The organism is Rhizobium sp. BR 317, assembly GCF_047445835.1.
GTDB lineage: Bacteria > Pseudomonadota > Alphaproteobacteria > Rhizobiales > Rhizobiaceae > Rhizobium > Rhizobium paranaense.
This window is the reverse complement of sequence record NZ_JARWLB010000007.1, coordinates 183,893-196,513: the sequence shown is the minus strand read 5'-3', so window position 1 is coordinate 196,513 and position 12,621 is coordinate 183,893. Positions and strand designations below refer to the sequence as shown.

Below are 12,621 nucleotides of genomic sequence, written 5' to 3'. Positions count from 1 at the left end.
TGGTCGTCACGACGGAATCAGCGATCTTTTTGCAACGTCGATGACGGTTTGGGTCAGCAGCGCAAGCCGGTCTGCGGCGAGACGGCTAATCTGCCAGTAGAGGGTGACATCAAGCGGCGTTTCCGGCACCAGTTCGACCAGCCGGCCGGCCCGAATATGGTCCTGGATGAGGTGAACCGGGTTCATACCCCAGCCCATCCCTCGCAGGCTGGCTTCCACGAAACCTTGTGTGGAGGGCAGCCAGTGTGTTGGCACGTTGCGGTCAACTCCTCCGAACACACGCTGGAGCCAATCGATCTGAAGGCGATCCTTCTGGCTGAAGATCAATGAAGGCGCGATGGCTATGGCCTCCGGCGTCACGCCGCCCGGAAAATACCGCCGAATAAAGTCGGGGCTTGCCGTGGCATGGTAGCGCATAGCGCCCAGGGAATATCGGCGGCATCCGGAAATCGGTTGTTCCATGCTGGTGACGGCAGCAATGACCCTTCCGCGCTGAAGCCATTCCGCCGTGTAATCCTGATCGTCTACCGAGACATTGAGAAGATAGTCGGAGGTTTTGGCGAACTGCGCCGCTGCTTCCAGAAACCAGGTTCCAAGGCTATCGGCGTTCGTCGCGACCTGAAGCGTGACCCGCTGCTGAAGTTTTCCACGCTCGCTGAGAGAGGGGAGATGTTCGAGCAATTCGCTTTCCAGAATGCCGACGTTTTCCATGTGCCGGCAAAGCCAGTCGCCCTGTTCCGTGGCGATGCAGGGCGTCCCTCTGATGACAAGTGCGGTGCCGACCCGTTCTTCGAGTTGCTTGATCCGCTGAGAAACAGCCGATGGCGTGACGTTCAATACCGCCGCCGCTTTTTCGAAGCTGCCAGATTGAACAACGGCGAAGAGAACGCGAAGAGCCGGGTAGTCGATCATGGATAAGCTGTACTTAATCAGAGTTAGTAGGTTTAAGTACCCTAAATCAGCGCCCCGGTCTATGGAGCCGAGAGGTTTTCAGGCGGGCGATTTGGGCATGGACTTTTCGACATATTTTACCGGAATGACGATGGGGCTCAGTCTCATTGTCGCCATTGGCGCGCAAAACGCGTTCATTCTTCGCCAAGGTCTGCGCCACGAATACGTCTTTGCGGTCTGCCTTGCTTGCGCTCTGTCGGACGCTGTTCTCATCGTGATTGGTGTTACGAGCTTAAAGCAGGTCATCGCAGTGCTGCCATGGCTCGATCCCGCCATGCGTTATGGCGGGACGGCATTTCTCGTCTGGTATGGGGCGAAAAGCCTGTTATCCGCGATACGATCCACCGGCGCTCTCTCGGTGGCGAACAGCAGTTCGGCGAGCTTCGGCAAGACCATGGCCATGTGCCTCGCCCTGACCTGGCTCAATCCTCACGTCTACCTCGACACCGTCGTGCTTCTCGGAACGATCGCGACACGCTTTCCAGGACATCAGGCGGAGTTTGCCGCAGGGGCCATGACGGGGTCGTTCCTGTTTTTCTTTTCACTGGGATACGGCGCGACCCGACTTAAGCCTATCTTTTCGCGGCCGGCGTCCTGGCGCATTCTCGAGGCAATCGTCGCTTGCGTCATGTGGCTGATCGCTTTCAAACTTCTCGGCGGAATGTGAAGTTCGCCGGGATCGAGGAACGCCATGCCATACGACCTGCATTGGAAGGCGCGGCGGGCATGAAGCTCCTACTTTCGCGAGTTCAGAAGGGAACAGGGTATGACGCTTTTTCACGGTCTTTCGGCTTTTCCGATCACGCCAACCGATGAGCCCGGCGTCGTCGATACCGCTGCACTGGCTCGGCTTTTGATGCGTATCGCCGCAGCGAAGGCTGACTCGATCGGCTTGCTCGGGAGCACGGGCGGATATATGTTTCTGTCTCGCGATCAGCGACGCCGCGCCGTCGATGCCGCGATGTCGGCCGTCGGAGGAACGATACCGGTCATCGTTGGGGTCGGTGCGCTGCGTACGGATGAGGCTCAAGCCTTAGCACGCGATGCCGTGCAGGCAGGAGCGGACGCCCTTCTCCTTGCGCCAGTTTCATACACGCCGCTGACAGATGATGAGGTCTACGAACACTTCGCGGCTGTGGCCGACGCCGGTCAGCTTCCCTTGTGCATCTACAACAATCCCGGCACCACGAAATTCACGTTCAGCAACAAGCTGATCGCCAGGCTGGCAAAGGTTGCGAACATCCAGGCCGTAAAGATGCCGCTACCATCGGACGCAGATTTCCGGTCAGAGCTTGAGAGCCTGAGATCGGAGACCCAATCCGGCTTCGCGATAGGTTATAGCGGCGATTGGGGCGCCGCCGACGCTCTGCTGGCAGGAGCGGACGCGTGGTACAGCGTCGTTGCCGGGCTTTTGCCGGCCGAGGCGCTCGCTCTGACGAGAGCGGCACAAAGTGGTGATGTGGAGAAGGCACGAACCATCAACAAGGCATTCGAGCCGCTGTGGTCGCTGTTCAAGGAATTCGGCAGCTTCCGTGTCATGTTCGCGATCGCAGAAGCCCTCGATCTCGGCAGGTTCGAGCCGCCTCGGCCCGTTCTTGGGCTCCCCGCGTCCGCGCGGCAGCGCGTTACGGAGGCATTGAAGACGTTGGGTTCGGTCTCGGGCCTGTAGGTCAGCACCATATCCGCATATAAAAGAAAAGCCCCGCCGAAGCGGGGCTTGTATCATCATTTCGATGGCGCCGGTTTTCGTTTGAAGAGGCCCTTCAGATTGTCGAAGAGTTCCACCTTCACGCCGTGGCGCTTCATGATGATCGACTGCTGGATGACCGACAGCGTGTTGTTCCACGCCCAGTAGATCACGAGGCCCGCCGGGAAGCTGGAGAGCATGAACATGAACACCAGCGGCATCCAGGTGAAGATCATCGCCTGTGTCGGGTCCGGCGGCGTCGGGTTCATGCGCATCTGCAGGAACATGGTCACGCCCATGATCAGCGGCCAGACACCCAGATGCAGGATGGTCGGTGCGGCAAACGGCAGCAGGCCGAACAGGTTGACGATCGACGTCGGATCGGGAGCAGAAAGGTCCTGAATCCAGCCGAAGAACGGTGCATGGCGCATCTCGATGGTGATGTAGATCACCTTGTAGAGCGAGAAGAAGATCGGGATCTGCAGCAGCACCGGCCAGCAGCCCGCGATCGGGTTGATCTTCTCTTCCTTGTAGAGCTGCATCGTCGCCTGCTGCAGGCCCATGCGATCGTCGCCGAACTTGGCCTTCAGCTCTTCCATCTTCGGCTGCATGCGCTTCATGTTCGCCATGGAGGCATATTGCTTGCTGGCGAGCGGGAAGAACAACGCCTTGACGACGATGGTMGTGCAGAGGATGGCGACGCCGAAATTGCCGAAGAAGTGGAAGAAGAAATCCATCAACTTGAACATCGGCTTGGTGATGAAATAGAACCAGCCCCAGTCGATCAGGCGGTCGAAACGCGGGATCGAATAGCTCGTCTCGTAGCGGTCGATGACCGGAACTTCCTTGGCACCGGCGAAGACCAGGCTCTTCAGCTCCTGCGTCTGGCCGGGGGCGATGGTGACCGGATCCTGCTTATAGTCGGCCTGATAGCGTGGCTGGCCATCGGTAAAGTGCGAGAAGTGGGCATCGTAGGCGGTCGACTGCGGCGGCACAATCGTCGCGGCCCAGTACTTGTCCGTGATGCCGAGCCAGCCGCCGGTCGCCTTCGCCGGATTGACGGCTTCCTTTTCGGCAGCGGTATATTTGGTCTCGATCAGGCCATCATCGCCGATGACGCCGATAAAGCCTTCATGCAACACATAGGCCGTGGGCGTGGTCGGCTTGTTGTAGCGGGTCACGCGGCCATAGGTCGAGAGTGTCACCGGCGCCTGACCGGCGTTGGCGATCTTGTCGGTGATCGTGAACATGTAGCGTTCGTCGACCGAAATGGTGCGGGTAAAGGTGACGCCCTTGTCGTTGGTATAGGAGAGCGTTACCGGCGTCTTCTCGGTCAGCTTGTCGCCGCTGGCCAGCGTCCAGACMGTCGAGGGGCCGGGAACGGTGCCGGCTACATCGCTGCCGATAAAGCCGAGTTCGGTGAAATAGCCGTCCTTGGTGTCGGCCGGGCTGAACAGCGTGATGATCGGGCTGCTCTTGTCTACCGTCTCATGATAGGCCTTGAGCTGCAGATCGTCGAAACGGGCACCTTCCAGATTGATGGAACCGGCAAGCGCGGGCGTGTCGATGATGACGCGCGAGGACGACGTCTTGGCAACCGATTGATTGCGGTCGAGGGTCGTCGGTGCGGTCTGGCCGTTCGCCGGAGCCGAGCCGTTCACGGTGGTGCCTGCGGCCGGGGCCTGCGTCTGCGTCGTCTGAGCCTGCTGCGTCTGCTGCTGCAGCTTGGCGGCCTGTTCGGCCTGGCGCTGCGCTTCGAGGCGCGGGTTCATGTAGAAAAACTGCCAGCCGAGAACGATCAGCACAGACAGGGCAATTGCAATGAAGTAATTGCGGTTATTTTCCATCATACTTTCCTGGAGCGGTCCGTTTCCGGCCGCCGGTGTTTCGGCCTGGTTTCGATGCGGCTGACGAGCTCGCCCGTCAATTTCTCGAAAGATGCGGTCAGCACATCGCGCCGCGCGACAACCACATAGTCGTGTCCGGGCTGCATTGCAAATCCCGCATGAAGTCGCACAGCTTCTTTCAGCCTGCGCCGCATGCGGTTTCGTTCGACCGCGTTGCCATGTTTTTTGGTGACGGTAAATCCAACGCGGGGTTCGGCGTCGGAGAGCTTGCGGTCCAGCACTTCGATGAGGAAGAGGCTTCCCCGGCGTTTTTCGCCTTCGCGGACTGCAAGAAACTGCGGCCGGCTTTTCAGCCGCCCGACAGTCTTTGTTGGTCGTTCATTCGTCAATTCGCCCGCCATCTTTATCGGGCATTCCGGCCCTTAGGCCGAAAGACGCTTGCGACCGCGGTTACGGCGAGCGGAGAGAACCGCGCGGCCGCCCTTGGTAGCCATGCGCGCACGGAAACCGTGACGACGCTTGCGGACAAGCTTGGATGGTTGATAGGTACGCTTCATTTATTTAAACACCGCGGAGTGCGGCCCTTCTTGAGCTTTGCTTTAAAAGCAAGGAGCGTTGTTGATTATGGCGAACGGGCTTGGCCGGCAAATGCAGGCTCCATGACCGGACGTGCGCGGGCTTATACGGATCAAGGCCCCGGAAGTCAATTATACCGGCGCAGATTCCTGGAACCTGGCTTCTTGCGCACCTTACGTGTCCCGGTGATACAACCGCAGGCAGGTATTTTAACTACTAAGCTTCACTTTTTATAATATTAGATGCGGCGATTGCCGCGAATTCGTCAGTTAATTGAAAGTGTTTTGAAAATTTATATTCGAAATGCCCGCAAGATAACTTTAATAATTTTAGTCGATATCTAGCGATATGTCGGGAAAACCCTGGCTTTTTGGGGTCTTCCGCTTCGAGGGGGCATATCGTTGAAGATTCGTGGTAAAATCAATCTGCTCGTAGCCGTAATGGCCGGTGCCGCACTGTTGATCGGCGCAACCGCTCTTTACGCGGTCGATCAATATGACGGGCAGCTTCAGGCCTACGAGCTTGCGTCGAGCCGTGCCTATATGGGCGAGCGTCTGAACCGCTATGTCACCGCGGTCGTGATGGAATCGCGCGGCATCTATGCCTCCGATACCGCCAAGGATGCCAAGAACTTCGCCGATGGATTGATGAAGGACCTGGACGAGATCGACAAGGTGATTGCTGCCTGGTCGCCACTGGTTCCCGAAGAGCAGAAAACCGAATTCTCCAAACTGCAGGATCGTGCCCGGGAATTCCGTACGTTTCGAACAGAGACCGCTCGGCTCGGTGTGAACGACAGTCCGGAGGCCGCCAACAAGCAGGGCAACAACGACGCCAATCGCGCCAACCGTAAGGCATTCCAGGCCGAGATCGATGCGGTCGTTCAGGCTGACAAAGCAGCACTCGACGTTGTCGATGACGAGGTCACGGATTTCCGCCAAACGGTCATGTGGGCCGTGCTCGGCATGATGGTGGCGGCGATTGGCGCCGGTGCCGGCCTTGGCATGTATATCGGCACCATGCATCTGAGCCGACCGATCCGCAAGGTGACGGAGACCATCAAGCAAGTGGCTGACGGCAATTTCGATATCGAAGTTCCCTTTGCCGGCCGCGCCGACGAAATCGGCGACATGGCTGCCGCCGTCGATGTCTTCAAGCAGAACGGCAATGCTGTGCGCCGCATGAATGCCGAGGAAACGGCCATGCGTGCCAAGAGCGACGACCTGCAATCCAGCATGTCGCTTGTCGTTTCCGCCGCTGCCGCCGGCGATTTCAGCCGCCGCATCGAAAAGGATTACGGCGACGTCAACCTCAATCGCTTTGCCGGCAATATCAACGAGCTTCTGACGAGCGTCGACACTGGTGTCGGCGAGGTCCGTCGCGTCCTTGCAAGCCTTGCGGAAGGCGATCTGACCCAGACCATGCGGGGCGAGTTCCACGGCGCCTTCGCCGAACTGCAGCAGAACGTCAACAGCACCTTTGCGACCCTCCAGAGCACCATGCGCGAAGTGCGCGAGACGACCGGCTCCATCAATACCAACACCAACGAACTGCGCGCTGCCAGCKACGATCTGGCGAAGCGTACGGAACAGCAGGCCGCCGCCCTGGAAGAGACCTCGGCTGCGCTCGACCAGATCACCGCCGTCGTGCAAAGCTCGACCGAGCGGGCGCAGGAGGCGAGCGTCATGGTGACGGAAGCCAAGGAGAACGCCGCTCATTCCGGCAAGGTGGTTCGCAATGCCGTCGATGCCATGGGCCGCATCGAACAGGCATCCGGCGAGATCAGCCAGATCATCGGCGTCATCGACGAGATCGCCTTCCAGACCAATCTGCTGGCGTTGAATGCCGGCGTCGAGGCCGCCCGTGCCGGGGAGGCCGGCAAGGGCTTCGCCGTCGTCGCCCAGGAAGTTCGCGAACTGGCCCAGCGCTCCGCCACGGCCGCCAAGGACATCAAGGCGCTGATCAGCAAGTCCGGTGATGAGGTGCAGGTCGGCGTCAAGCTGGTGCAGGCAACCGGCGAAGCGCTGGCGGCGATCGAGGGGCGGGTGCTGAAGATCAACGATCATATCCATTCGATCGCAACGGCCGCCCGCGAACAGTCGACTGGCCTCACCGAGGTGAACAAGGCGGTCAACCAGATGGACGAGGTGACGCAGCGCAACGCCGCCATGGTCGAGGAAACCTCTGCCGCCACCCATCGCCTCTCGGGCGAGGCCGATGGTCTCGTTCGGCTCGTCGCTCGCTTCAAGGTCGACATCAGCGCCGCCTCGGCGCCCGTATCGGCCCGCGCCGAAACGCATCGCCCCGTCGCATCGCCGGCACGCCGCATGATGGGCAAGGTCGCCAGTGCCTTCACGGGTGGCGGCGCGGCAGCTCCCGCAGCGCAGGGCTGGGAAGAATTCTGATCCTACCTGGGCTCAGACGGAAAGGCGCGCTGGTGCGCCTTTCCCGCCTTTGACATGCGCTAACGGCCGCACTGTTACAGAGGCGATTGGAAAAACTGTCACAATCTCCTATTATCTGCTTCGATATGTCGTCATCAGATCGCTTTGAAACAAAGCGGGACAGCCGAAATGGATAGTGAGCAAGACAGGAACGTCGGCGAAGGCGGCAAGGCCGAGGCTCGGACTCACTCGCGTTTCTATCGCCCAACAGGCATTTTCGGCGGTCTTTCCGGCAAGCTGCTGATGCTCACAGTCGTTTTCATCCTGCTTGCCGAAGTGCTGATCTTCGTCCCTTCCGTCGCCAATATGCGTTTGCGCTGGCTGGAAGACCGGCTGAACACGGCCGCCGCCGCCGCCATCGTCATCGATGGCCTGCAGCCGGTCGAACTGCCCCGCGCGCTGCAGAAGGAAACGCTGATGGCGACGGGCACGCGCGCCATCGTGCTGCGCAAGGACGGGACCTCGCGGCTGTTGGCGACCGCCGAGATGCCGTCTTCCGTCGACGAGCAATATGATTTGAGCGACGTCTCGCTGCCGACAGCGATCCGCGATGCGCTGGACACGCTGCTGTTCGGCGGCAATCGCGTCATCCGCGTCTTCGGCCCGGTCGGCGGCGACGATAGCACCGGCATCGAAGTGGTGTTGAAGGATACAAGGCTGCGCAACGCCATGCTTGCCTATTCCGGCAGCGTCCTTTTCGTTTCGATCCTGATTTCGCTGTTCACCGCGACCCTGATCTTCTTCGCTATCAATCGCATGATGATCCGCCCGATCCGCCGGCTGACCGACAGCATGCAGACCTTTTCGCAGGATCCGGAAGACCCCAGCCGCGTGCTGGTGTCGGATGGGGGACGCGACGAACTGGCCGTGGCCGGCCGCCACCTTGCTTCCATGCAGTCGCAGTTGCAGAAGACGCTGAAGCAGCAGAAAAACCTCGCTGCCCTCGGTCTCGCCGTGTCCAAGATCAACCACGACATGCGCAACATCCTGTCGGCCGCGCAACTGATGTCCGACCGCCTGGTCGACGTCGACGATCCGATGGTCAAGCGCTTTGCACCGAAGTTGCTGCGCACCATCGACCGCGCCGTTGGCTATACGACCGAGGTTCTGTCCTTCGGCCAGACCTCCGAATCGGCCCCGCGGCGCCGCCGCGTGCACCTGCTCGAACTCATCGACGAGGTGCGCGATATCCTGGCGATCGATCCCGATAGCGGCATCGAATTCGTCGTGCAGATGAGCCCGGATCTGGAGGTCGACGCCGACAGCGAGCAACTGTTCCGCATCATCCACAATCTCTGCCGCAATGCCCACCAGGCCTTGGTCGCCTTCGCCGAGACCGCGCCCGACAGCATTCGCCGCATCACCGTGTMGGCGCGCCGCATCGGCAGTGTCGTCAGCATCACTGTCGACGATACCGGCCCGGGCATGCCGCAAAAGGCGCGGGAAAATCTTTTTACCGCCTTCCGCGGCTCCGCGCGCTCCGGCGGCACCGGCTTGGGCCTGGCGATCGCCCGCGAACTGGTGCTTGCCCATGGCGGCACCATCGCGCTTGTGGAAAAACCGGCCGCCGGCACCCAATTTCGCATCGAAATCCCCGACCGCCCGGTCTCGCTCGACGACTACCGCAGTCGCTCCTTCCACGAAAACTGAGTGTTTTCAGCCGCTTCGTCAGATCGTTTGCGAAAATCGCGATCTTTTTCACAAATCCACTTGCATTCCCCGAAAGGACCCTTTAGAGAACCGCCCACGCCAACGGTTTCTTCCGTTTCGGCCACGCACCCGTAGCTCAGCTGGATAGAGCACCAGACTACGAATCTGGGGGTCAGGAGTTCGAATCTCTTCGGGTGCGCCATTTTTCATAACTCCAAAACAATGATGGTCACAACGAGCCTACCCTGGTTCGCCGAACCAACGCGCGGCAACCTGAATAGCTTCCTCAAGAATAGGGGTGGTGTCGGCAACCCAAGCGACGAAGCCATCGGGGCGTACCAATACAGCGCTCAAGCCCAGCCGATCCTTGACGTCACTTGCGACATAAGCGATCCGCCCGCTCCAGCGGCGCGCAAGCCCATGAAGCGGTGCGCGAGCGTCAAAGTCTAAAAGTAAGCCCCTTCCGGTCCTGAGAAGATCGCCGATCTTCGTACCGTCGACCAATTCGAAGTCGGGAACGCTGCGGCCCACGAGCGGTTGGCTGTTGCCAAGATCATAGCGGAGGGAAACGCCCCACGCACGTTCGGCGAAATAGGTCGCGCCATCGCGCGTCTCAATCAGATCGCGGAGGATGGCTTCGAGCGCGCGTGAGCTCCGGCTTGGCCGCATGATCGCGACCTGCGCGCGCGACCAGTCGAGTATCTGCGCTCCGACCGGATGCCGCTCGCTCGTATAGGTATCTAGCAGATCGACCGGCGCATCGCCGCGAAGGGTGGCGGCCAGCTTCCAGCCGAGATTCATTGCATCACCGAGCCCGAGATTGAGGCCCTGGCCGCCCAGCGGGGAGTGTACGTGTGCGGCGTCCCCGGCAAGCAGCACTCGCCCGTTGCGATAAGACACCGCTTGGTACGCGCGATCCGTCCAAGTCGTGGCCAGCCGGAGAGCCGTCAACGCAACGTCTGTGCCAGAGACGCTGCGTAACACCGCTTGTGTATGGTCGAGGGTGATCGGCTGGTTCCGGTGGAACGCGCCGCCGTCGAAGTCGACCATCGCGATCGTCCCGGGCCGCGCATAGGTGTACATGCCCGTCGAGGTGTAGCTGCGGCCCACGCGGAGGATGTCCGGATCGGCCATCTCGACTTCGATCGAATAGCCGGTGAATTCGGGATCAGTGCCGACGAAATCGAAGCCGCCGGCCTTGCGCACTGCGCTGCGCCCGCCATCGCAACCAACGAGCCAGCGACAGCGAAAAGCCTCGCCGCCGGCACGGATGGTCACCTCGTCATCCGACTGGTCGAACGTCTCGACGCCGAGGCCGCGCCTGATCTCGGCCCCCGTGGCGGTTGCGCTAGCGCTCAGGACGGCTTCGAGGGTCTCCATGTCGACCGCCATGTTGACGCCGGCCGGACTTGGCAGGCGATAGGGCCACTTGGAGCTATCGATTTTGTCGTGGAAGAATTGGATACCGGCGAAATGGCCGGCCGGGTGGCGCGGCTGCTGCAGCCAGTGCGCGGCGGCCACGGTGCTGCCCGAGGCATCGTTTGCACGCTGCGCCGCGACGATGTCGTCCAGCAATCCGCGACGGTAAAGGGCTTCGAGAGTGGGCGCGGAAAGGCCGCGCATTCCGAACGGAAGTTGCTTCAAGGGTGAGCGCGGGTCTTCGGCTTGCTCCAGCACCAGCACCGAGAGATCGGCAAGGCGCAGCTCGCAGGCGAGGAACAGGCCGACGGGACCGGCTCCAGCAATCACAACGTCATAAAGAGCTAAGGGGCGGTTGGGCATGAACGGGCTCCTGTGTCGATGATGTTCGACCGGAGCGTTCCTCAGGTTTGAGAACCACACGGACGAACAGTTGGGCGCTGGCGCAGCGCCCGATGTTCGTCGTGGGGGTCTCATGCGCGAGGCCAAAGACCAGAGCTTTCGTTACCAAAAGGACTTGGGCTTACCAAACCAAGTCTGCCTTTTCCGACGTCGGGTAAATAGCGGTGTGGCGATTGATCCGCAAGGGTTCTTCGTTACCGCAGGCAGACGACCGATCACATAAACCCCGGATTTCGCGGCAGATACTGCGTCCAGTCACCATACTCCGGCGATGCCATCAACAGCATGGGAAAGGTGATTCGCATACCTTGCTTGACCGCAAGGCTCAGGACGCTGTCGCATGTGCCCGGCAGAAACGCCGATACGTTCTCAGCAGAGCGATCTGCCGCCAGTTTCAGCGCAGTCGTAAAGGCATCGTGGAGAAAGTCAGGCCGCGTGACGGCGAGGGGGCCGATGTGCCCACTTGATGCGAGATAGCTGTAGCCGACGCAATCGCTGCCGGCGCAGAGCAGCACTCCCGTTGTCGTCGGGTCATCGAGCAGGTAGCGATGATGCTTCTCGCGCGAGGCGCCTATGGCGCGGGAGTCGATCTCGGCGAGCTTTTTCATGGTTGCGGCGCTGCCGTCGATCGCGATGGCGCGCAGTGGCGGCGCCGGCAGTTCCTGCATCACCCGCTCGCGCGCGGCATTGAAAAGGTAAATCGGCATCTTGGGAAAGAGGCCGTGCCGCATGTACAGGCCCTGCGAGACGCGATTGAAGGTGAAGGTAATAAGTGCCTTGTGAACTGCTCCCGATTTCCGGGCATGCTCTACGGTTCGTCCCAATAGTTCATTTCCGATGCCCTGGCCTTGTCGGGCGGGATCGACGAACAACTGCGCGAGAAACCAAACATTCCCGCAAACCCAACTCCAGGCAAAGCCGAGAAGCTCTCCGCCGTCCTCGGCGACCCACAGGCCATCCGGGTCGTCATTGAGCGAAAAGAGTTGAAAGCTGGGAGGGCTTGCTGTGGCCATCGGGCCGAAGCCATGGCGAACGGTAAGATCGTTGATGGCGGCAACCACCAGAGCATCGGACGCGGCCAAATCGTCTGCTCGAGCAGGTCTGTAAACAAGCGACATTGAATAGCTCCGGCAAAGGCTTCCGAAACAGCGCGCGATCCGCAACGCCAACTATACCAGTTTTCAGAATGGTCTCAGACACCCCCAGCCCGTGAGAGCACCTCTCAATGCCACGGGAGAGCGGAGATATCGTCCATGATACTATCGCGCCTGCTCAGCCACGCGCGCATGAAGTCAGTGGCGGCAACTTTGTTGCGCTTATTTCAGGCGGTTGCCGCCAAGACAGCCGCAGGGCCGGGTTCGACCTATTTACCCCTTGCCGCCATTTTTCTTGCATTGGCTGCGGAACTTGGAGCGTTCCTTGCCATGAAGCCCCTTTGCGTCGGCCTGTGCTGAGCATGCCTTCGAAATTTCCGATTGCGCGGGCGTTGCCGCCTTTTGCTTGGCGGTGGTGCTCGGCGTTTTCGTGGTGGTCATCGGCGTAGTTGTCGTTGCCGGTGCCGTCGTTGTTTGCCCCATGGCACTGGTGCCGATGAGAGCGACAACCGCTGTAGCTGCGAATATTGCGACAAGTCTCATGGTCAATC

At 60.4% G+C, this 12,621-nt stretch carries 11 protein-coding genes and 1 tRNA gene; 5 read left to right on the top strand and 7 right to left on the bottom strand.

All coding sequences use genetic code 11. The features are described 5' to 3' along the window. Positions 1 to 6 precede the first annotated feature (6 nt). A complete protein-coding gene (locus QD357_RS13700; RefSeq protein WP_107106853.1) occupies positions 7 to 912 on the bottom strand; it encodes a LysR family transcriptional regulator ArgP in 906 nt (301 codons plus the stop codon). Positions 913 to 1,009: 97 nt separating this feature from the next. Here QD357_RS13700 and QD357_RS13695 point away from each other — a divergent pair, with 97 nt between their 5' ends. Both QD357_RS13695 and QD357_RS13690 read left to right on the top strand, forming a co-directional pair. Next, positions 1,010 to 1,618 (top strand): LysE/ArgO family amino acid transporter, encoded by a 609-nt coding sequence (locus tag QD357_RS13695; protein WP_107107042.1) that lies wholly within the window; start codon positions 1,010 to 1,012, stop codon positions 1,616 to 1,618. 99 nt (positions 1,619 to 1,717) lie between these two features. Then, positions 1,718 to 2,620 (top strand): dihydrodipicolinate synthase family protein, encoded by a 903-nt coding sequence (locus QD357_RS13690; protein ID WP_107106854.1) that lies wholly within the window; start codon positions 1,718 to 1,720, stop codon positions 2,618 to 2,620. Positions 2,621 to 2,676: 56 nt separating this feature from the next. Here QD357_RS13690 and yidC read toward each other — a convergent pair whose 3' ends face one another. From yidC to rpmH, 3 genes are read right to left on the bottom strand one after another with little or no spacing between them, the layout of a single operon-like run. Continuing rightward, complete coding sequence (gene yidC, locus QD357_RS13685; RefSeq protein WP_107106855.1) at positions 2,677 to 4,485, bottom strand: membrane protein insertase YidC; 1,809 nt, start codon at positions 4,483 to 4,485, stop codon at positions 2,677 to 2,679. Next, positions 4,485 to 4,886: a ribonuclease P protein component gene (gene rnpA, locus QD357_RS13680; RefSeq protein ID WP_107106856.1), complete on the bottom strand. Its 402-nt coding sequence runs from the start codon at positions 4,884 to 4,886 to the stop codon at positions 4,485 to 4,487. The genes yidC and rnpA overlap by 1 nt, the downstream gene beginning before the upstream one ends. Positions 4,887 to 4,907: 21 nt before the next feature. Beyond that, a complete protein-coding gene (gene rpmH, locus QD357_RS13675) occupies positions 4,908 to 5,042 on the bottom strand; it encodes a 50S ribosomal protein L34 (RefSeq protein WP_041677194.1) in 135 nt (44 codons plus the stop codon). Between the two features lie 420 nt (positions 5,043 to 5,462). On the opposite strand from rpmH, the gene QD357_RS13670 reads away from it, so the two are divergent. From QD357_RS13670 to QD357_RS13660, 3 genes are all read left to right on the top strand, one after another. Beyond that, the gene (locus QD357_RS13670) at positions 5,463 to 7,466 is read left to right on the top strand and encodes a methyl-accepting chemotaxis protein (protein WP_414124437.1); all 2,004 of its coding nucleotides are present in this window, start codon (positions 5,463 to 5,465) and stop codon (positions 7,464 to 7,466) included. Positions 7,467 to 7,634: 168 nt separating this feature from the next. Beyond that, entirely contained in the window at positions 7,635 to 9,155 is a 1,521-nt protein-coding gene (locus QD357_RS13665) for an ATP-binding protein (protein WP_414124436.1), read from the top strand. Between the two features lie 125 nt (positions 9,156 to 9,280). Next, a tRNA-Arg gene (locus tag QD357_RS13660) sits at positions 9,281 to 9,357 on the top strand. A 38-nt stretch (positions 9,358 to 9,395) separates the two neighbouring features. Here the strand turns inward: QD357_RS13660 and QD357_RS13655 are convergent. The 3 genes from QD357_RS13655 to QD357_RS13645 all read right to left on the bottom strand — a co-directional run bounded on the left by QD357_RS13655 (position 9,396) and on the right by QD357_RS13645 (position 12,613). Continuing rightward, the gene (locus QD357_RS13655; RefSeq protein WP_107106859.1) at positions 9,396 to 10,937 is read right to left on the bottom strand and encodes an FAD-dependent monooxygenase; all 1,542 of its coding nucleotides are present in this window, start codon (positions 10,935 to 10,937) and stop codon (positions 9,396 to 9,398) included. 254 nt (positions 10,938 to 11,191) lie between these two features. Further along, entirely contained in the window at positions 11,192 to 12,094 is a 903-nt protein-coding gene (locus QD357_RS13650) for a GNAT family N-acetyltransferase (RefSeq protein ID WP_107106860.1), read from the bottom strand. Between the two features lie 249 nt (positions 12,095 to 12,343). Continuing rightward, complete coding sequence (locus tag QD357_RS13645) at positions 12,344 to 12,613, bottom strand: PsiF family protein (RefSeq protein WP_107106861.1); 270 nt, start codon at positions 12,611 to 12,613, stop codon at positions 12,344 to 12,346. Positions 12,614 to 12,621 lie beyond the last annotated feature (8 nt).

What these genes read in the sequence shown, in the direction of transcription:
- QD357_RS13700 (WP_107106853.1), bottom strand. Translation starts at nt 912, where the DNA reads ATGATCGACTACCCGGCTCTTCGCGTTCTCTTCGCCGTTGTTCAATCT.
- QD357_RS13695 (WP_107107042.1), top strand. Translation starts at nt 1,010, where the DNA reads ATGGACTTTTCGACATATTTTACCGGAATGACGATGGGGCTCAGTCTC.
- QD357_RS13690 (WP_107106854.1), top strand. Translation starts at nt 1,718, where the DNA reads ATGACGCTTTTTCACGGTCTTTCGGCTTTTCCGATCACGCCAACCGAT.
- rnpA (WP_107106856.1), bottom strand. Translation starts at nt 4,886, where the DNA reads ATGGCGGGCGAATTGACGAATGAACGACCAACAAAGACTGTCGGGCGG.
- rpmH (WP_041677194.1), bottom strand. Translation starts at nt 5,042, where the DNA reads ATGAAGCGTACCTATCAACCATCCAAGCTTGTCCGCAAGCGTCGTCAC.
- QD357_RS13655 (WP_107106859.1), bottom strand. Translation starts at nt 10,937, where the DNA reads ATGCCCAACCGCCCCTTAGCTCTTTATGACGTTGTGATTGCTGGAGCC.
- QD357_RS13650 (WP_107106860.1), bottom strand. Translation starts at nt 12,094, where the DNA reads ATGTCGCTTGTTTACAGACCTGCTCGAGCAGACGATTTGGCCGCGTCC.
- QD357_RS13645 (WP_107106861.1), bottom strand. Translation starts at nt 12,613, where the DNA reads ATGAGACTTGTCGCAATATTCGCAGCTACAGCGGTTGTCGCTCTCATC.